Source organism: Marivita sp. (assembly GCF_017643905.1).
GTDB lineage: Bacteria > Pseudomonadota > Alphaproteobacteria > Rhodobacterales > Rhodobacteraceae > Marivita.
This window is the reverse complement of sequence record NZ_JAEPMO010000093.1, coordinates 1-18,771: the sequence shown is the minus strand read 5'-3', so window position 1 is coordinate 18,771 and position 18,771 is coordinate 1. Positions and strand designations below refer to the sequence as shown.

16 protein-coding genes, 1 tRNA gene and 1 pseudogene are annotated in these 18,771 nt (G+C 58.5%); 10 read left to right on the top strand and 8 right to left on the bottom strand.

The genetic code is table 11. The features are described from left to right. Together JJ869_RS15060 and ubiE are read right to left on the bottom strand one after the other, a co-directional pair. Window positions 1–386, bottom strand: a pseudogene (locus tag JJ869_RS15060) (2-polyprenylphenol 6-hydroxylase); the annotation flags it as partial. 1 nt (window position 387) lies between these two features. After that, complete coding sequence (gene ubiE, locus JJ869_RS15055) at window positions 388–1,140, bottom strand: bifunctional demethylmenaquinone methyltransferase/2-methoxy-6-polyprenyl-1,4-benzoquinol methylase UbiE (RefSeq protein WP_292268307.1); 753 nt, start codon at window positions 1,138–1,140, stop codon at window positions 388–390. 85 nt (window positions 1,141–1,225) lie between these two features. Here ubiE and mutM point away from each other — a divergent pair, with 85 nt between their 5' ends. The 9 genes from mutM to JJ869_RS15010 all read left to right on the top strand — a co-directional run bounded on the left by mutM (window position 1,226) and on the right by JJ869_RS15010 (window position 12,542). Continuing rightward, a complete protein-coding gene (gene mutM, locus JJ869_RS15050) occupies window positions 1,226–2,077 on the top strand; it encodes a bifunctional DNA-formamidopyrimidine glycosylase/DNA-(apurinic or apyrimidinic site) lyase (protein WP_292268305.1) in 852 nt (283 codons plus the stop codon). Between the two features lie 65 nt (window positions 2,078–2,142). Continuing rightward, window positions 2,143–2,919 carry an enoyl-CoA hydratase gene (locus JJ869_RS15045; protein WP_292268303.1) on the top strand — a complete coding sequence of 259 codons (777 nt, stop codon included), beginning with the start codon at window positions 2,143–2,145 and terminating at the stop codon, window positions 2,917–2,919. Between the two features lie 154 nt (window positions 2,920–3,073). After that, window positions 3,074–3,337, top strand: a complete 264-nt coding sequence (rpsT, locus tag JJ869_RS15040) for a 30S ribosomal protein S20 (protein WP_292268302.1) — start codon at window positions 3,074–3,076, stop codon at window positions 3,335–3,337. Between the two features lie 475 nt (window positions 3,338–3,812). Beyond that, on the top strand, window positions 3,813–5,195 hold the full coding sequence (gene dnaA / locus JJ869_RS15035) for a chromosomal replication initiator protein DnaA (protein ID WP_292268301.1): 1,383 nt from the start codon (window positions 3,813–3,815) through the stop codon (window positions 5,193–5,195). Between the two features lie 154 nt (window positions 5,196–5,349). Continuing rightward, on the top strand, window positions 5,350–6,468 hold the full coding sequence (gene dnaN / locus JJ869_RS15030; protein ID WP_292268300.1) for a DNA polymerase III subunit beta: 1,119 nt from the start codon (window positions 5,350–5,352) through the stop codon (window positions 6,466–6,468). A 29-nt stretch (window positions 6,469–6,497) separates the two neighbouring features. Next, entirely contained in the window at window positions 6,498–7,607 is a 1,110-nt protein-coding gene (gene recF, locus JJ869_RS15025; RefSeq protein WP_292268299.1) for a DNA replication/repair protein RecF, read from the top strand. A 107-nt stretch (window positions 7,608–7,714) separates the two neighbouring features. Next, window positions 7,715–10,132 (top strand): DNA topoisomerase (ATP-hydrolyzing) subunit B, encoded by a 2,418-nt coding sequence (gene gyrB / locus JJ869_RS15020; RefSeq protein WP_292268297.1) that lies wholly within the window; start codon window positions 7,715–7,717, stop codon window positions 10,130–10,132. A 161-nt stretch (window positions 10,133–10,293) separates the two neighbouring features. Further along, window positions 10,294–11,523 (top strand): acyl-CoA dehydrogenase family protein, encoded by a 1,230-nt coding sequence (locus JJ869_RS15015; protein ID WP_292268296.1) that lies wholly within the window; start codon window positions 10,294–10,296, stop codon window positions 11,521–11,523. Then, the gene (locus tag JJ869_RS15010) at window positions 11,520–12,542 is read left to right on the top strand and encodes a phosphotransferase family protein (RefSeq protein WP_292268294.1); all 1,023 of its coding nucleotides are present in this window, start codon (window positions 11,520–11,522) and stop codon (window positions 12,540–12,542) included. Before JJ869_RS15015 ends, JJ869_RS15010 begins: the two co-directional genes overlap by 4 nt. Before the next feature lie 20 nt (window positions 12,543–12,562). On the opposite strand, the gene JJ869_RS15005 is transcribed toward JJ869_RS15010, so the two are convergent. From JJ869_RS15005 to JJ869_RS14985, 5 genes are all read right to left on the bottom strand, one after another. Next, window positions 12,563–12,639, bottom strand: a tRNA-Pro gene (locus tag JJ869_RS15005). A gap of 86 nt (window positions 12,640–12,725) precedes the next feature. Next, window positions 12,726–13,706 (bottom strand): DMT family transporter, encoded by a 981-nt coding sequence (locus JJ869_RS15000; protein ID WP_292268293.1) that lies wholly within the window; start codon window positions 13,704–13,706, stop codon window positions 12,726–12,728. A gap of 18 nt (window positions 13,707–13,724) precedes the next feature. Then, entirely contained in the window at window positions 13,725–14,831 is a 1,107-nt protein-coding gene (gene leuB / locus JJ869_RS14995; RefSeq protein WP_292268292.1) for a 3-isopropylmalate dehydrogenase, read from the bottom strand. A gap of 57 nt (window positions 14,832–14,888) precedes the next feature. Next, window positions 14,889–15,788, bottom strand: a complete 900-nt coding sequence (locus JJ869_RS14990; RefSeq protein WP_292268291.1) for an endonuclease/exonuclease/phosphatase family protein — start codon at window positions 15,786–15,788, stop codon at window positions 14,889–14,891. Window positions 15,789–15,847: 59 nt separating this feature from the next. Beyond that, window positions 15,848–16,657: a hypothetical protein gene (locus JJ869_RS14985; RefSeq protein WP_292268289.1), complete on the bottom strand. Its 810-nt coding sequence runs from the start codon at window positions 16,655–16,657 to the stop codon at window positions 15,848–15,850. A gap of 373 nt (window positions 16,658–17,030) precedes the next feature. Between JJ869_RS14985 and JJ869_RS14980 the strand changes: the two genes are divergently transcribed. Then, the gene (locus tag JJ869_RS14980; RefSeq protein WP_292268287.1) at window positions 17,031–18,197 is read left to right on the top strand and encodes an MFS transporter; all 1,167 of its coding nucleotides are present in this window, start codon (window positions 17,031–17,033) and stop codon (window positions 18,195–18,197) included. 59 nt (window positions 18,198–18,256) lie between these two features. Here JJ869_RS14980 and leuD read toward each other — a convergent pair. Further along, window positions 18,257–18,771 (bottom strand): 3-isopropylmalate dehydratase small subunit (gene leuD / locus JJ869_RS14975; RefSeq protein WP_292268286.1); only part of this gene is annotated, 515 nt, incomplete at its 5' end.

Here is an 18,771-nt window from a genome sequence, read left to right as displayed (position 1 = left end):
CTGAATTCCGTGAACAGCGTATCGACGGAAATACCCAGCTCGGATTCGACCATAGCTTTGGCCTCGGCGACGGAAAACGGCGGCAGCTTGTCCTGCAGAACTCGCAACTGCTTGGCCATGTCATCACCGACCACGTCAGGCCGTGTGCTGAGAACCTGTCCGAACTTGATGTAGGCCGGGCCTAGCGCCGTCAGGGCGCGGGGTGCGGGTGGCATTGAAGGATCACCGGAATAGCCAAGCCATTTGAACGGCCATCCCAACAACCGTGCGGCCACGCGCAGAGGCTTGGGCGCGTCAAAGGCGTCAAGCACGACACCCATCGCACCCGTACGTTCCAACGTCGCGCCCGTACGGATCAGGCGCAGGATGTTGTGCGGGCCTCTCACGTCAGATTTTCCAGCCCGAATGCAGGCACGCGATGCCCATGCTCAGATTGCGGTACTTGGCGTTTTCGAACCCCGCCTGCCGCACCATGCCAAGGAACGTGTCCTGATCCGGGAACTTGCGGATCGATTCGACAAGGTACTGGTAGCTATCACGGTCATTGGCGATCACTTGCCCCAATCGCGGGATGATGTTGAAAGAATAGAGATCATAGACCTTCTGCATCAACTCGTTCGGGATCTGGCTGAACTCCAGCACCATCAACCGCCCACCGGGGCGCAGAACGCGGAACGCCTCGTTCAGCGCTTCCTGCGGCCGGGTCACGTTCCGGATGCCGAATGAAATTGTGTAGACGTCGAAAGTGTTGTCGTCGAAGGGCAGATGCATCGCATCACCGACAACCCAATCAAGACTGTCGCTCATCGCATTCGCTTCGGCGCGCTTGCGGCCTTCGATCAACATCGGTTCGGTCAGGTCGAGAACCGTCGCATGCCCGCGCCCAGCGCGCTTCAGAAACCGGAAGGAGATGTCCCCGGTGCCTCCAGCCACATCCAGCAGCTTCTGGCCAGGTCGCGGGGCAAGCCAATCCATCATCGCATCTTTCCAGATACGGTGGATCCCAAACGACATGGCGTCATTCATGACATCGTATTTCGACGCGACAGAGCTGAACACGCCCTGAACGCGACCTGCCTTTTCGTTCTCAGGAACGTCCTGAAAGCCAAAATGCGTGGTGGTTTGATTTTCGTCCGCCATAAGCCTTGTCGTTTCCCGTGCCAGACTTTCTTATAGAGCGCCCGCACGGCGTTACAATGCGACGACATCAGACAGGACAGCGCAAATGCCCGAATTGCCAGAGGTTGAGACGGTACGACGCGGGCTAGCACCCGCGATGGAGGGGTTTGTCATCACACGGGCAGAGGTCAACCGGCCCGATTTGCGCTGGCCGTTTCCGGAAAACATGGCCGAGCGGCTGACAGGCAAGCGCGTGCTGCGGTTGCGGCGGCGGTCAAAATACATCCTCGGCGATCTGGACAGCGGGGAAACCGCGCTGATCCATCTGGGGATGTCAGGGCGGATGCTGGTGTCTGGCGACCCGTTGGGTCAATTCGTGCACAACCACCCCGCGCCGGAAAAGCATGACCATGTCGTGCTGCACATGGAAAACGGCGCACGCATCACGTTCAACGATCCACGCCGGTTCGGGGCGATGGACCTGTTCCCCACCGAGGCCGGAGAATCGCACCCTTTGCTGGCATCTATTGGTCCCGAACCTTTGGGCAACAGCTTTGACGAAACTTACCTCGTCGGCGCGCTTGCACACCGGAACACGCCCATGAAATCCGCACTTCTTGACCAGAAGACAGTTGCCGGATTGGGCAATATCTACGTGTGCGAAGCCCTCTTCCGATCAAAAATTCACCCCACACGAGCAGCCCGAAAAGTATCCAAAGCACGTATTTCCGGACTTGTCCCGGTCATCCGGGGCGTGCTGTCCGATGCCATCGAAGCCGGTGGGTCTTCGTTGCGCGACTTCCGCCAAGCCGATGGAGAACTTGGATATTTTCAACACAGCTTTGACGTTTATGGGCGCGAAGGGGAACCTTGCCGCAGCGAAGGATGTACCTCGACAATCCGCAGGATCGTGCAATCTGGGCGCTCCACCTTCTATTGTCCGACATGTCAAAGATAACTTGAACGGTCCTGATCATATGCGTAAGGCTGCACGCCTGAGATCACCGAACGGAGCCCTCACTCATGGCTTATGAGACGATCATCGTCGAAATCGAAGATCACGTTGCCACCATCAAACTCAATCGGCCCGATGCGCTCAATGCGCTGAACAGCCAGTTGTTGTCCGAGCTGGCAAGTGCCCTTGAAGATGCCGATTCCAACGAAAAGGTTCGGTGCATCATCCTGACCGGGTCCGCCAAGGCCTTTGCCGCAGGTGCCGACATCAAGGAGATGTCCGAAAAGACCTTTGTCGAGATGTTCATGTCCGACTTCTTCGGATCAGAATCACAGGCCGTCTGCAGGGTTCGGAAACCGATCATTGCGGCTGTGTCCGGCTACGCGCTGGGCGGTGGATGCGAACTGGCCATGATGTGCGATTTCATCATTGCGTCGGATACCGCCAAGTTCGGCCAACCCGAAATCAACCTCGGGGTCGTCGCAGGGATTGGCGGCACACAGCGACTGACCCGCTTTGTCGGCAAGTCCAAATCCATGGACATGCACCTGACCGGTCGCTTCATGGACGCAGAAGAAGCGGAACGCGCAGGCCTTGTGAGCCGTGTCGTTCCGGCGAAATCCCTTATGGAAGAGGCGCAATCCGCTGCCGCCAAGATCGCTGAAAAATCCATGCTGGCGACCTTTGCAGTCAAGGAAGCGGTCAATCGTGCATACGAGACCACACTCAGCGAAGGGCTTTTGGTCGAACGTCGGCTGTTCCACTCGCTTTTTGCGACGGAAGACCAGAAAGAGGGCATGGCAGCCTTCCTTGAAAAGCGCACGGCCCAGTTCCGCGACAGATAAGCGCGAAAAGAGGCCTTTTCATAACGGATATCTGGCGCTATACGCCCCCGATATATGCGTGTGATGCCCGCTAGGCAAGATTCGATCCGGTCGATGGTTCCGGGCGTGCTGTCATATGCAACCCGATTGAACGAAACGAACCAGGATAGATAACATGGCAAATTCGCCCCAGGCAAAGAAGCGCGCAAAGCAGAACGACAAGCGCTTCGCCGTCAACAAGGCGCGACGCTCGCGCATCCGTACATTCCTGCGCAAAGTCGAAGAGGCAATTGCCTCTGGCGACAAAGAAGCCGCAACAACGGCGCTCCGCGCAGCACAGCCTGAAATCATGCGCGGCGTGACCAAAGGCGTGTACCACAAGAACACCGCTTCCCGCAAAGTGTCGCGCCTTGCAGCGCGCGTCAAAGCGCTTGGCTGAGAATCGTCGGCTGTCAAATCAGCTTTTGAAAATCAAGACGCCGCTTCAACCGAGGCGGCGTTTTTTTGCGTCGCCTGCGCAGCTTTGCACCGGTCGGAGATTCTTTTTCAGCTTTGCCTGAGTCAACAACGAAGTTCAGTTGATGGACCTCGTTCGACCCATATAAACAAGCAATGCGAGTCACGTCGCACTGGGGGGGACAGGCTCCGTTAATTCAGAATCGAGACCTCAAATATCTCGATTTTGGCCTGACGGAATAAATGATAAAAGATCAGCTGCCTGATCCAAAAAGATGTATGGGCTAATGCGGACTTTGTTGCCAAGTGTTTCGCGCCCTGTTGCTGTCGTCGTCTGGACAAGCCCGGACGCTGATGACCGTCTTTCCCCAAATTGTGACTCGAGGAAGCCATGAAAGTGCCTTCCAAATGGGGAACCGTATGTGCGGCAGCACGTGCAGAATGTGGAACAGGGACAAATGACGCAAGACCAGTGGGGATCAATTCGAGATGAGCTGCATCAAACATTGGGGGCCAACAGCTTCCAAAGCTGGATCCAACCACTGGCATTTATAGGCACTGACGACGGTTTCGCTCGCTTCAACGTTCCTACGAACTTCTTTGGCAATTACGTCTCGCAGAACTACGGTGACCTTCTTCTGTCCAAGATCACGCGTGTGAACCCATCGGTTCGACGGATTGTTTTCGACACGGTCACAGCGTCTCAAGAAGCGACGAACCGACTTGCTGGAGCTGAACAGGACGTCGAACCCATTGCGTCGCCATCGGTTCAAACAAAACCGGCTTCGTCGCTTGATAACCTGAACGGATCCCCGCTCGACAAGCGGTTCACCTTTGACTCGTTCGTCGTCGGCAAACCCAACGAATTGGCACATGCCGCAGCCCGGCGCGTTGCCGAAGGTGGCCCCGTCACGTTCAATCCGCTGTTCCTTTACGGTGGCGTCGGTCTTGGTAAAACGCACCTCATGCACGCCATCGCGTGGGAGCTGCGCACACGCCATCCGCATCTGAATGTTCTGAACCTGTCCGCCGAACAGTTCATGTATCGGTTTGTGCAGGCGCTGCGCGACCGCAAGATGATGGACTTCAAATCGCTGTTCCGGTCCGTCGATGTTCTGATGGTGGACGACGTTCAGTTCATCGCGGGCAAGGACAGCACGCAGGAAGAGTTCTTCCACACGTTCAACGCCCTGGTGGATCAGCACAAACAGATCATCATTTCGGCAGACCGCGCACCGGACGAGATCAAGGATCTCGAGAATCGTATTCGGTCGCGCCTTCAAAGCGGACTTGTCGTCGATCTGCATCCAACGGATTACGAACTGCGCCTCGGCATTCTTCAGTCGAAATCCGAAATGTATGCCCGCATTTATCCCGGTCTCGAGGTAGAACGTGGTATTCTGGAATTCCTTGCCGCGCGCATCGTCAGCAATGTCCGTATTCTGGAAGGCGCACTGACCCGTCTGTTTGCGTTTGCATCACTGGTCGGGAAACCGATTTCTATGGATCTGACGCAGGAATGCCTGACCGACATCCTTCGCGTGTCCGAACGCAAAGTCTCGATCGAAGAGATTCAGCGCAAAGTTGCCGATCACTACCTCATCCGCCACTCCGACTTGGTCGGTCCCAAGCGGGTTCGCACCTTTGCCCGTCCACGTCAGATCGCGATGTATCTGTGCAAACAGTTGACCACACGGTCGCTCCCCGAAATCGGCCGGCACTTCGGGGGGCGCGACCACACCACTGTGATGCATGGTGTCCGCCGGATCGAAGAGCTCAAGAGACAGGACGCTCAGATCGCTGAAGACGTGGAATTGCTGCGTCGATCACTCGAGGCCTGAGTCCCAGACACAACAGACAGGGCGGTTGCGTGTCTTACTGCACGCCTGCCCTTGACCCTGCGCGCAATCCGGCCAAGAAATTGCAAAACAAGGGCTTGGAGAGCAACCCTGAAGCGGGTTACTGTCAGCGTCCGGCCAGTCGGGGGATGAACGCATGAAATTCAGCATGGAACGCGGAACGCTGCTCAAGGCGGTGTCGCAGGCGCAATCCGTTGTCGAACGGCGCAACACCATTCCAATTCTTGCCAACGTCCTGATCGAAGCCGAAGGTGACACGGTTCAGTTCCGCGCAACCGACCTCGATATCGAAGTGGTCGACCGCGCCGTGGCCCAGGTTGAACGCGCGGGCGCAACGACTGTGTCCGCCGTCACGCTGCACGAAATTGTCCGTAAGCTGCCGGACGGTGCATTGGTATCGCTTACCGAAGACAGCGCGTCCGGTCGCCTGACTGTCGAAGCAGGTCGTTCGAATTTCTCGCTCGCGACGCTGCCGAAAGAAGACTTCCCGGTGATGGCATCGTCTGAATACAGCGCGAACTTCTCGGCCCCGGCTCCGGTTCTGCGTCGCCTCTTCGACAAATCGAAATTCGCAATCTCTACCGAGGAAACCCGCTACTATCTCAACGGCGTCTACATGCATGTCGCCGATGGTGACGGCTGCAAGGTTCTGCGCTGTGTCGCCACTGATGGCCATCGTCTTGCTCGGATCGATGCGCCTTTGCCGAACGGCGCGTCGGACATGCCGGGCGTGATCGTGCCGCGCAAGACCGTAGGTGAGATGCGCAAGCTGCTTGAAGATGACGACATGCAGATTGCCGTGTCCGTGTCGGAAACCAAGGTGCGATTTGCGACACCCGACATCACCCTCACCTCCAAAGTGATCGACGGCACGTTCCCTGACTACACGCGCGTCATTCCGCAGGGCAACACCCGTCGGCTAGAGGTTGACGCTGCCGAGTTCGCCAAGGCGGTGGATCGTGTCGCCACAGTGTCATCCGAACGCTCTCGGGCGGTAAAGCTGCAGTTGGACGAGGATCGCCTGATCCTCTCGGTCAACGCACCCGACAGCGGTGCCGCCGAGGAAGAGCTGGCCGTGGCCTATGGCGATGACCGGCTCGAGATCGGCTTCAACGCGAAATATCTCCTGGAGATCGCCAGCCAGGTGGACCGCGAAAACGCCGTGTTCATGTTCAACTCGGCGGGTGATCCGACCCTGATGCGCGAAGGGAACGACACCAGCGCAGTCTACGTTGTCATGCCGATGCGGGTGTGACGACGCCGCACCTGTAAACGGGGGCGCTGTTGCCGCTTCATATCAACCGCCTCACACTGTCGCATTTCCGCTCTCACCTGCATGTGTCGATTGAACCCGACGCGCGGCCTGTTGTGCTGTTCGGGCCAAACGGCGCAGGCAAGACCAACCTGATCGAGGCTGTATCTTTGTTTTCGCCCGGACGCGGGATGCGGCGTGCGTCGGCCGAGGATATGACGCGTCGGCCGGAAGGGTTGGGTTGGAAGGTGAGCGGTTTGGTTCAGACGCCCGAGGGGCTTCAGGACATTGCCTTTCAGTCAGAACAGGGCACGCCCCGTCAGGTCAGAATCAACGACAAACCCTCCCCACAATCCCGGCTTGGGGAATTGGTGCGGCTCTTGTGGTTGCTGCCGTCAATGGACAGATTGTGGATTGAAGGAGCTGAAGGCCGCAGACGGTTCCTTGATCGCATGACGCTCAGCTTTTTCCCAGATCACGGCGATGCTTCGCTCACCTACGAAAAAGCGATGCGGGAACGGAACAGGCTTCTCAAGGATCAGGTGCGGGATCCGATGTGGTACAAGGCGCTTGAGGCGCAGATGGCGCAGACGGGTGCCGCCATTCATGCCAACCGGGTGCGGACCTTGGACAGGATCGCCAGTGCGCAGGATCAGGCCAGCACGCAATTTCCAGCGGCCCAACTCGACCTGATCCAGACGGAAGGCGAGATGCCAGAGACCGAAGCAGACCTTCGCGCAGCCTTCGAGGAAAGCCGCTTTCGCGATCTCGCAGCCGGCCGCACATTGGTCGGCCCGCATCGTGCCGACCTCTATGGTGTGTTTGCAGCAAAAGGCGTGCCTGCCGCGGACAGCTCGACCGGAGAACAGAAAGCCCTGCTGATCTCGCTCGTGCTGTCCAACGCGCGCGCTTTGGTCGAAGACTTTGGTGCACCGCCGATTGTCTTGCTGGACGAGGTGGCAGCCCATCTTGATGCGGGACGGCGCGCGGCACTCTATGACGAGATCTGCGCTTTGGGCGCACAAGCCTGGATGACGGGAACCGGGCCGGAACTCTTCAGCGAATTGGGTGATCGTGCACAGTATTTCGAGGTCACAGAAGCCCAAAGCGGCACCGTCGTGACGCCATGCCCCGCACCCTGACAATCTGTCCGCCCAACAAAACAACCAACCGCTAAATCTTGTGTCAGTCGCGTGACAATCCTCTGGGTTTGGCGTATAAAAACGGCAGAAAAACGAAGGGTAAATACATGGCAGACCCCGCACAGGCACCGGAAGAATACGGCGCGGATTCCATCAAGGTTCTCAAAGGCTTGGAAGCTGTCCGCAAACGTCCGGGCATGTATATCGGCGACACGGATGACGGCTCGGGCCTGCACCATATGGTGTATGAGGTCGTGGACAACGGGATTGACGAGGCTCTGGCCGGTCACGCCGACTTCGTTCAGGTGAAAATCCACGCCGACAACAGCGTTTCCGTCCGGGATAACGGGCGCGGGATTCCCGTCGATATTCACGAAGGCGAAGGCGTGTCGGCGGCCGAGGTTATCATGACCCAGCTGCACGCTGGCGGCAAATTCGACCAGAACTCTTACAAGGTGTCCGGCGGTCTGCACGGTGTGGGTGTGTCGGTGGTGAACGCCCTGTCCGATTGGCTGGAACTGCGTGTCTGGCGCAATGGCAAGGAACATATCGCGCGCTTCGAACGCGGCGATACCGTCAAGCACCTCGAGGTTGTCGGCGACGCCAATGGCAACAAGGGAACCGAGGTACGCTTTCTTGCGTCGACCACGACCTTTTCGAACCTCGACTACGATTTCCACACGCTGGAGAAACGCCTGCGCGAACTGGCGTTCCTGAATTCCGGCGTGCGGATCATTCTTGAGGATGAACGCCCGGCCGAGTCTCTGAAGTCCGAACTGTTTTACGAAGGCGGTGTCCGGGAATTCGTCAAATACCTCGACCGCTCCAAAGCCCCGGTCATGTCCGAACCGATCTTCATGGTCGGGGACCGCGACGGAATTGGCGTCGAAGTGGCGATGTGGTGGAACGACAGCTACCACGAAACCGTGCTGCCCTTCACGAACAACATCCCGCAACGCGATGGCGGCACACATATGGCGGGCTTCCGCGGTGCGCTGACGCGGACGATCAACAACTACGCGCAATCGTCGGGCATTGCGAAAAAGGAAAAGGTCAACTTCACCGGCGACGATGCCCGCGAAGGCCTGACTTGCGTATTGTCGGTCAAAGTGCCGGACCCGAAATTCTCGAGCCAGACAAAAGACAAGCTGGTCTCGTCCGAAGTCCGTCCCGCCGTCGAAAGCCTTGTGAACGAAAAGCTGGCGGAATGGTTCGAGGAAAACCCGAACGATGCAAAGCGCATCGTGGGTAAGATCGTCGAGGCCGCTCTGGCCCGTGAAGCCGCGCGCAAAGCCCGCGAACTGACCCGACGCAAAACCGCGATGGACGTGAACTTCCTTGCGGGCAAGCTCAAGGATTGTTCAGAGAAAGACCCGTCGCAAACCGAACTCTTCCTCGTCGAGGGTGACAGCGCGGGGGGATCGGCCCAAACAGGCCGTGACCGCCGCACTCAGGCCATTCTGCCACTCAAGGGTAAGATCCTGAACGTCGAACGCGCCCGGTTTGACCGGATGCTGGGCAGTCAGGAAATCGGCAACCTCGTGATGGCGCTGGGAACCGGGATCGGACGGGATGAATTCAACATCTCGAAACTGCGCTACCACAAGATCGTTATCATGACTGACGCCGATGTGGATGGCGCGCACATCCGTACGCTGCTACTCACGTTCTTCTACCGCCAGATGCCCGAATTGATTGAAGGCGGGTATCTCTACATCGCTCAGCCGCCGCTTTACAAAGTCATGCGCGGCAAATCCGAGGTCTATCTCAAGGATCAGGCTGCGATGGAAGACTACCTGATCCAGCAAGGCACCGACGGCGCACAACTTTTGCAGGGCAATGGCGAAACGATCCTCGGGCAGGATCTTGTGCGCGTGGTCGAAGAAGCGCGGCAACTCAAACGCGTTCTGGATGCCTTCCCGACGCATTACCCACGACATATTCTTGAGCAATCCGCCATTGCTGGCGCGTTCGTTCCTGGCGCGGTTGATGCCAACCTGCAAGCGGTGGCCGACAAGGTCGCGGCGCGTCTGGACCTGATTGCACTGGAATACGAGCGCGGCTGGCAAGGACGGATCACGCAGGATCGCGGCTTCCGTCTGGCCCGTATCCTGCGGGGCGTCGAAGAAGTGCGCACGCTGGACGGCCCGATGCTCCGCTCCGGCGAGGCGCGAAAGACCGGCAGCTTTACCGAAAGCCTGCAAGCGGTCTACGACAAGCCAGCACAACTGGTTCGCAAGGACCGCAAACAGTGGATCCACGGCCCGCTCGACCTTCTGAATGCGATCCTTGAAGAAGGCGAGAAGGGTCTGACTCTGCAGCGCTACAAGGGTCTGGGCGAAATGAACCCCGACCAGCTTTGGGAAACCACGCTGGACCCGGACGCGCGCACGCTTCTGCAGGTCAAGGTCGATGACATGACAGAGGCGGACGATCTGTTCACCAAGTTGATGGGCGATGTTGTCGAACCGCGTCGTGAGTTCATCCAACAGAACGCACTGAGCGTCGAGAACCTGGACTTCTGAGTGATTTCGAATTGGCTTTGCCAATCCGACTGACTGGGGGCTCTGCCCCCAGACCCCCGAAGTATTTTAGAACCAGAGAAGACACTAACCGTCAGCACTGGTCGTCCGGGGCAAGTGCTTCTAATGTCCGAATACTTGTCACGTAGGGAGAGCGAGACACCATGGACCTGGGAATGACGGATCGCGTGCGTGCGCTTGTGACTCAAGTGCGCGAGATGGTGGACACCGAGATCGCGCCGCTGGATCATGAGTTTCATGCGGAGGTCGGCAAGCACGCTTCAGGCGACCGTTTTCAGCATACGGACCGCCAGCTTGAGATCCTGAATGGCCTCAAGAACAAGGCCAAAGAGCGCGGGCTGTGGAACTTCTGGCTCACCGACAGCGACAAGGGTCACGGGCTGACCACGGTTGAATATGCCTATCTGGCTGAAGAGATGGGCAAGGTTCACCTTGCTGCCGAAGTGTTCAACTGCTCGGCCCCCGATACCGGCAACATGGAAGTGTTGGAACGTTACGGCGACCAATGGATGAAAGATCGCTGGCTGACGCGGTTGCTCGACGGTGAAATCCGGTCGGCCTATGTGATGACCGAACCCGACGTGGCCTCCTCCGATGCTGCTCAGCTTGCATTCGAAGCAAAGCGCGACGGCGATGACTGGGTCCTGAACGGCGAAAAATACTGGATCTCTGGCGCAGGGGACCCCCGGTGTGGGTTATACATCCTCATGGCCTGCACCGCTCCCGATGCGGCCAAACACAACCGACACACGATGTTCGTGATGGACCCCGACATTCCGGGCATCGAGGTGCTGCGCCCGATGCATGTGTTTGGACAGGACGACGCGCCGCATGGCCATATGCATCTGCGGTTCACGGATGTCCGCGTGCCTGCCAGGAATATCGTACTGGGCGCAGGGCGCGGGTTCGAAGTGGCGCAAGGGCGACTTGGACCGGGGCGCATTCACCATTGCATGCGGTCCATCGGGCTGGCCGAAAAAGCGCTGGAACTGATGTGTCGGCGCGGGCTGCACCGCGAAGCGTTTGGCAAGCCACTGGTCGAACTGGGGGCCAATTACGATATCATCGCCAACGCGCGGATGGAGATTGAACAGGCGCGGTTGCTCTGCCTCAAGGCGGCCTGGATGATGGACACGCAAGGGACGCGCGCGGCACAACCGTGGATCAGCCAGATCAAGGTGGTGGCCCCACTCGTGTCGCTCAAGGTGGTGGACGAGGCGATGCAGCTTTATGGCGGCAGCGGCATCAGCCAAGACACGCCGCTCTGGCGGATGTGGACGCACCTGCGCACGCTTCGGTTCGCCGATGGTCCCGACGCCGTACACCGCCGTCAGGTCGCCCGCGCCGAGCTGCGCAAATACACCAACGGATGAGCGCGCTTTTCGACATCGACGCTGTCGGGACATGGATGGCGGCGCATGTCCCCGGCTTTCGCGGGCCCATCTCGGTTGAGAAATTCGCAACCGGTCAATCGAATCCGACGTTCAAGCTGACCGCAGCGTCGGGGGCTTATGTGCTGCGACGCAAACCGCCGGGGCAGCTTTTGAAATCTGCGCATGCGGTCGACCGCGAATTCCGGGTCCAGAGCGCCTTGGCAGGGACCTACGTGCCCGTCGCGCGGATGCACGCGCTGTGCGAAGACGAGTCGGTGATCGGGTCGATGTTCTATGTCATGGATCTTGTTCAGGGTCGCAGCTTTGTTGATCCACGCCTTCCCGATGTCTCGGCCCCGGACAGATCGGCGATCTTTGACGATATGAACCGCGTTCTGGCAGCGATCCATTCAGTCGATTTGTCCGCAACCGGGCTGAACGACTACGGCCCTCACGGCAATTACTACCAGAGACAGATTGATCGCTGGACGAAGCAATACCGCGCCACCGAGACCGAGGCGTTGCCGGAGATGGACGCGCTGATCGACTGGCTTGCAGACAACCTGCCCGAGGATGACGGTCGCGTGACGCTGGTGCATGGCGATTACCGCATTGATAACCTGCTGTTCGCACCGGATCGCCCTACCTGTGTCGCGGTCCTTGATTGGGAGTTGTCCACACTTGGCCATCCATACGCAGACCTGGCCGCTGTCATCATGCAGTGGGGCTTGCCGCCCGGCGATGTGGGACGTGGACTTGCCGGTGTCGATCGTAATCAGCTGGGCATTCCCGAGGATCACGCTTTCGTCGAGGCGTATTGTCGGCGCATGGGCCTGCCGGGCATCGACCGGTTCGGCTTCTATCTGGCTTTCACCTATTTCCGGATGGCTGCGATCCTTCAGGGGGTGAAACGCCGTGCGCTCGATGGCAATGCATCGAACCCGGAGAAGGCGCTTGAGCTTGGCGCCTATGTGCCAGCGTTTGCCAATGGTGGGCTCAAGGCGGCCAAAACCGTCTGAAACGCGGATGTCTTGGATACTGGTCGGGCTGAGAGGATTCGAACCTCCGACCCCCTGCTCCCGAAGCAGGTGCGCTACCAGGCTGCGCTACAGCCCGACCGTGCACGGGGAACTACTGCCCGCGTACGGATTTGACAAGCCTTGATTTGGCAAAACCACATGTGATTTTTGCGGAATGCGACCCTAGTCTCGGCCACCCGAGCTCATAGGCTCATCCCGGTAGCGACCGGAACGCATCATGTCGCTCAGACGGGGCATGGATGGCGTGGCAAACCGCGTGCGCGTCCGCAGAACCGGCGTTGTTTTCGACGTTCCGCCTCTGCTTTCGCGGAACACGATGTAGATGCCGGACGCGATGATGATCGTGGCACCTGCTGCAGTGTAGGCATCCGTTGTTTCGCCGAAAAACAGCAGGCCGAATCCGGTGGCCCAAAGGATCTGGGAATATTGCATCGGTGCGACAATCGCCGCTTCACCAGTCCGATAGGCAGCGATGATGATACGTCCAGCCATCCAGGCCATGATGGAAATCACCGCGAGCATGCCGAGATGTTCGATCGGCATCGGCTTATATACAAAAGCCAGCGCAAGGCCTGTCACAACGAAGTTGGCAACCATCGGGTAGAGAAGCATCACGACAGTCCGCTCTTCCGCTCCGATCTTGCGGACGACGATCGACGCGAAGGCACCCCCAAAGGCCGCAAGGATCGCTGCTGCGTGACCAAGTGTCAGCTCGGTCGATCCGGGTCGGAGCACGACCATAACACCGATCAGGCCGACGATCACCGCCATCCAGCGCCGCAAACGCACTGTTTCGCCAAGTATCGGGATCGACAGGACCGTGATGATGAGCGGGGTCGCAAAGAGAATCGCGTAGGTCTGCGTCAGCGGCAGGACCGAGAACGCGTAAAAAGCCGAGATCCCCGTGATGACGGCCGCTACTGTGCGCACAGCCATCCACCAGGGATGCACCGGGACTAGTGTGCCCGGAGTGGCATCGCGCATCAGCATGAGGGTGGCGAGAGGAAAGCTCAGCAGGACGCTGAAGAACACGATCTGGATCGGCGAATAGGTCGCCCCAAGGATCTTGATGAACACGTCATGCGTCGAATAGAGCCCAAAGGCGACCAGGGCCAGCAATGCGCCTTTGACGTTCGAAGACATAGCTGGCCCTTTCTTTGGTTAGAGACTCGCGTCAAGTGCCGCGATGATGGCATCACCCATTTCAGTGGTGGACATGGGCGAGCCGCCTTCCGGCCCCATCAGGTCCGCCGTCCGCGCGCCATTGGCAAGAACAGTCTCGATTGCGGCTTCGAGGCGTGCCGCTTCTTCACCCTGATCGAACGAATAGCGCAGGGCCATGGCAAAGCTGAGGATACAGGCGATCGGGTTTGCTTTGCCCTGACCGGCGATGTCCGGAGCGGAGCCGTGTACCGGTTCGTACAGCGCCTTGGGACGGCCGTTCGCCATCGGAGAGCCAAGGCTTGCCGAAGGCAGCATACCAAGGCTTCCGGTCAGCATCGCTGCGGCGTCGGACAGCAGATCGCCGAACAGGTTGTCGGTCACGATCACGTCGAACTGCTTGGGCCAGCGACACAGCTGCATTGCGCCTGCGTCGGCGTACATATGCGACAGCTCTACGTCCGGGTAATCCTCATCATGGACCTTCTGCACGACTTCCCGCCACAGGATGCCCGACTCCATGACGTTGGCCTTTTCCATGGAACACACCTTGTTGTTCCGGCGGCGTGCCAGTTCGAACGCCGAACGCGCCACGCGGTCAATCTCGCTCTCGGTATAGCGCTGGGTGTTGATGCCAACGCGCTCATTGCCCTCTTCAAAGATACCACGCGGCTCGCCGAAGTAGATTCCAGAGGTCAGTTCGCGCACGATCATGATGTCGAGACCAGCGACAACGTCCTTCTTCAAAGACGAAAAGTCGGCAAGGGCGTCGAAACACTGCGCCGGGCGGAGGTTTGCGAAAAGATCCATTTCCTTGCGCAAACGCAGAAGACCGCGTTCCGGTTTCACGCTGAAATCGAGATTGTCGTATTTCGGACCGCCAACCGCGCCCAACAGCACCGCATCGACCTCTTGGGCTTTGGCCATCGTGTCATCATGAAGCGGTGTGCCATGCTTGTCATAGGCGGCACCACCAACAAGGTCTTCGCTCACATCGAAGGTCAGGTCGCGCTTGGCACCGTACCAGTCAATAACCTTACGCACCTCGGCCATCACCTCGGGGCCAATCCCGTCGCCGGGCAATATCAAAAGCGAAGCGTTGCTCATCATGGGTTCCTTTGATCAACAGGGTTGCCCATCGCGTAGACCCGCAAGCTCAAAGGGTCAAGGCAGGGTCGTATCGGGCAGGGTCAAGTCGACCGTTATCAGGCTGTGCTGCTCATCTCCGCGCACGGGCCAGACCCGCGCGGTCCTGATCCCGAACTCCGAAGACGGAAGAACATAGGACACCCGCATCGGACCGGGCTTCTGCCAATGGGCCGTGATCTGGCGGGGCAGCGGATCCGCCAGGCGTTCAAGTGCAAGAAACGCTGCCATGGCATCGCGATAGCCATCGCCACGATCGGGATCGAGATTGGTGTTGGCCATGAACACAAACGGTCCGTCCAAGTCCGCAATGATGGCTTCCCAAAGCCGCAACTCATCGCGGTTGCGCCGCCCGTTGCGATCCTCTGGCCCATCAAACACCGGTGGTCCGGCGTGCCCGACCAACAGCGATACGGAAGCGCTGCCTGCATCGCTGGACAGAAACACCGGGACAACCCAATGTCCCCCACTGGACAAACGTTGGTCGTCGCGACCTGTGTCGGCATCGGTCATCAAGGTTCCTGGAAAATCGCGCCAAAGAACATCGTTGAAAGATTGCAAACCGTTTAAATCCAACGGCAACCGGGACAGCACAGCAAGAGCTTCTTGCCCGGGAAAACGACCAAACGCCTGCGCGTCTTCAGCCTCGCCCAGCCGACCGTCGCTATCCATATCGTACGAGGTTGGAATGCCTGCATTCGACCAGAGCGACAACATGTAGGTATGCCCACCATCAACAAGGTCTGCAAAAGCGCGCAGTGTGGTGCCACTGGCATCATAATCGAACCGCGTGAGTACGATGACATCGGCATCCGCATCCGACAGGGCATCTGCGACCGCGACCAGTGCGGCGTCTTGTTTGAGCAGATCGCGCAACAGCACTCCCGGCCCGTCGCGTGTCAGTGGCGCGTGCCACAAGGCAACACGCAAGTCCTGCGCGGAAAGCGCTGGCGCGAGGATCGCAGAAATCGCGAAAATCAGACCAGCTGCAATTCGTCTTCCTGCGCGTAGGCGCGGCGGCGTTTTTCCTCGATCAGGGCGGCCACCCGGAACAGGGCGATCCCCCGCATCATCAAGGTCAGTGGTAGAAACGCCCACGCGCACAGCACCCAGATCATGATCTCTGGCAAAGCCAACATCGAGGCATCGAACGCGCCGATCCACATCCGCAGCAAGGCCGGGATCAGGAATGGCAGCAAAAACCCTAACGCGAGGTTAAAATGCGCGTCCCGCTTCAGTCGGAACAGCACATCGCGCCCAGACGTCGGATCGAAAAGCGGCAGGTTGATCCAGAAATTGAACGCCATTTTGCGGATCGGCCAGAAGATGAACCGCGCATGCACCCAGAAGAGAAACAGCGCGATCATCGTCACAGCCATCAACAAGCTGGCTATCCGCGTGGCAGACGCCACGTCGAACCAGACAGGCAGATCCGCAAAAGCAATCGACATGAGTCGCACCGGCGAATAGGGAAAATCCAGAACGGACGCCGCGCCAGATGCAAGATTTTCAAGCAACGTCGGCGGCAAGGCGGGATCGTGCGTTTCGGACGCCATCAAAAGCGCGGCAAACCAGACGCAGAAAAACAGCGCCAAGAACCGCAGCCGGTTGAAGGGCGGCGCGTTCCGGAACTCAAGAAAGGTGGGATATTCGCTCGAATATTCGGCAAAGGTGACGACGGCAGCAACCAGCGCCACAAGCGCTGCCATCTGGGCTGCATCGCTGGAGGTTCCGGGCAACACCAATGACGGTATCACCACAAGGAACGCCATCAACAGCGCACGCACAGCTGATCCTATGATCCGCTTGACCACTCTGGTTCCCTTCAAACCGGATGGCCGCGATACGATGCCGCGACCTTATTCCAAATTTGTGCCGTCGGGATTGACGGACTGCCTCATTATTGCCCCAGTTTTGCCCAAGTTCGCGGGACGGCTCAACTCTAGCCAAGACACCTGCACATGAAAACATTGTTTTCGCAGGATAACTGGTGCCGGAATACATCATCGGCTGATCAGAAATGTGGCAGTCACCTGTGTATCTACAACATGTTGTAGGGGCGTCTTGTGCGTCAAACCTTTCGAAAAACCGCTTCGGTCCACATGAGCATTTACAAATGAAGGCGGTGCTGACCTAAATCCAAAAAAGCCGGAGACGTATATGCGCAATCGTTGGACGATCCTTGCCGTGCTTTTTCTGGCGCGCACCGCAATGGGGTTTCAGTTCCAGTCCATCGGAGCGCTCTCTCCCCTCCTTGTCGACAGCTACGGCTTGAGCCTTGCCGACATCGGCTTTCTGATCGGCCTGTACCTCGCTCCTGGTGTTGTCGTGGCCATTCCCGGTGGCGCGATTGCGGGCCGCTTTGGCGACAAACGAATCGTTGGCCTCAGCATGGGCCTGATGTTCCTTGGCAGTGTTCTGATCGCCTGGGCACCTACGTGGGGTCTGCTTGTTGCAGGGCGACTGTTGGCAGGGGTCGGCGGTGTCGCACTGAATGTCGTCATGACCAAGATGGTCATAGACTGGTTTGTCGGTCGCGAGATTTCGACCGCGATGTCGATCTTCATCAATTCATGGCCACTCGGCATCGCGCTTGCGTTGTTTGCTCTGCCGATCATTTCGGCCAACGGAGGTCTGCAACTTGCGTGGATCACCGTGCTTGCCAGTATCACCGTTGCGCTGATCGCTTTTGTCCTGATTTATCAACCGGCAGACACAGCTACAGAAGCCGTGACCGAGGTCAAAATCACAAGTTTTCCAGTCTATCCGCTGCTACTTGCCGGAACCGCTTGGGCATTGTCCAATGCCGCGCTCGCAATGGTGTTCAGCTTTGGACCGGCACTTCTGACCGAACGGGGGCTGGGTCTGACCACCGCAAGCGCGCTGATCAGCGCGTTTATGCTATGTCTGGCCATCGCCATTCCCATCGGCGGTATTCTGGCGGACCGGTCCGGAAAAAGGGATGCGGTGATCACGTTTGGATTGTCCAGCTTTGTGGTCCTCGCCCCGGTGATCATGTATGCGCCCATCCCAATTGTTCCGGCGGCAGTGCTGATCTTTGGCTTTCTGTCCGGCCTTTGCTTTGGCCCCATTGTTGGGATGCCCGCAACCATACTCCCACCGCTATCACGAGCCTTTGCGATGGGCGTGTATTTCACGATCTACTACGTCGCCATGATGGGCGCACCCGTCCTCGCCGGAGCGTTGGCGGACTATTCACAAACGCTGCGGGCCCCATGGTGGTTCGGAATTATGCTTGTGGTCGTCAGCATCATTTCCGTGGCACTGTTTCACCGGGCAGAAAGATCCGCACCCGCCAAAGCCTGACCGCGAACGAAAAAGGCCGCCCGGAACGGACGGCCTTTTGAATGTCATGCCTTGTGCACTTAGACCCAGGGGCGGGCCTGCGCGGCCTGTGCTTCGAAACTGTCGATGGAAGCCGCTTTTTCCATGGTCAGGCCAATGTCGTCGAGGCCGTTCATCAGGCAATGCTTCTTGAAGCTGTCCAATTCGAAAGAAAAGACATCGCCGTCAGAGCTGGTGACCGTCTGGTTTTCCAGATCGACGGTCATCCGCGCGTTCGAGCCCTTTTCGGCGTCTTTCATCAACACATCGACCGCCTCTTTCGGCAGCACGATAGGCAGAATGCCGTTCTTGAAGCAGTTGTTGTAGAAGATGTCCGCAAACGAGGTCGAAATCACCGACTTGATGCCGAAATCCTTGAGCGCCCAAGGCGCGTGTTCACGGGACGATCCGCAGCCGAAATTGTCGCCAGCGACAAGGATTTCTGCGTCACGGTACTGCGGTTTGTTCAGCCCGAAATCCGGGATCTCGTTGCCGGCGTTGTCGTACCGCATTTCGTCGAACACGTTCACGCCAACACCCGACCGCTTGATCGTTT

What these genes read in the sequence shown, in the direction of transcription:
- rpsT (WP_292268302.1), top strand. Translation starts at nt 3,074, where the DNA reads ATGGCAAATTCGCCCCAGGCAAAGAAGCGCGCAAAGCAGAACGACAAG.
- JJ869_RS14980 (WP_292268287.1), top strand. Translation starts at nt 17,031, where the DNA reads ATGCGCAATCGTTGGACGATCCTTGCCGTGCTTTTTCTGGCGCGCACC.
- ubiE (WP_292268307.1), bottom strand. Translation starts at nt 1,140, where the DNA reads ATGGCGGACGAAAATCAAACCACCACGCATTTTGGCTTTCAGGACGTT.
- mutM (WP_292268305.1), top strand. Translation starts at nt 1,226, where the DNA reads ATGCCCGAATTGCCAGAGGTTGAGACGGTACGACGCGGGCTAGCACCC.
- gyrB (WP_292268297.1), top strand. Translation starts at nt 7,715, where the DNA reads ATGGCAGACCCCGCACAGGCACCGGAAGAATACGGCGCGGATTCCATC.
- JJ869_RS15015 (WP_292268296.1), top strand. Translation starts at nt 10,294, where the DNA reads ATGGACCTGGGAATGACGGATCGCGTGCGTGCGCTTGTGACTCAAGTG.
- leuB (WP_292268292.1), bottom strand. Translation starts at nt 14,831, where the DNA reads ATGAGCAACGCTTCGCTTTTGATATTGCCCGGCGACGGGATTGGCCCC.
- dnaN (WP_292268300.1), top strand. Translation starts at nt 5,350, where the DNA reads ATGAAATTCAGCATGGAACGCGGAACGCTGCTCAAGGCGGTGTCGCAG.
- dnaA (WP_292268301.1), top strand. Translation starts at nt 3,813, where the DNA reads ATGACGCAAGACCAGTGGGGATCAATTCGAGATGAGCTGCATCAAACA.
- JJ869_RS15000 (WP_292268293.1), bottom strand. Translation starts at nt 13,706, where the DNA reads ATGTCTTCGAACGTCAAAGGCGCATTGCTGGCCCTGGTCGCCTTTGGG.
- JJ869_RS15010 (WP_292268294.1), top strand. Translation starts at nt 11,520, where the DNA reads ATGAGCGCGCTTTTCGACATCGACGCTGTCGGGACATGGATGGCGGCG.
- JJ869_RS15045 (WP_292268303.1), top strand. Translation starts at nt 2,143, where the DNA reads ATGGCTTATGAGACGATCATCGTCGAAATCGAAGATCACGTTGCCACC.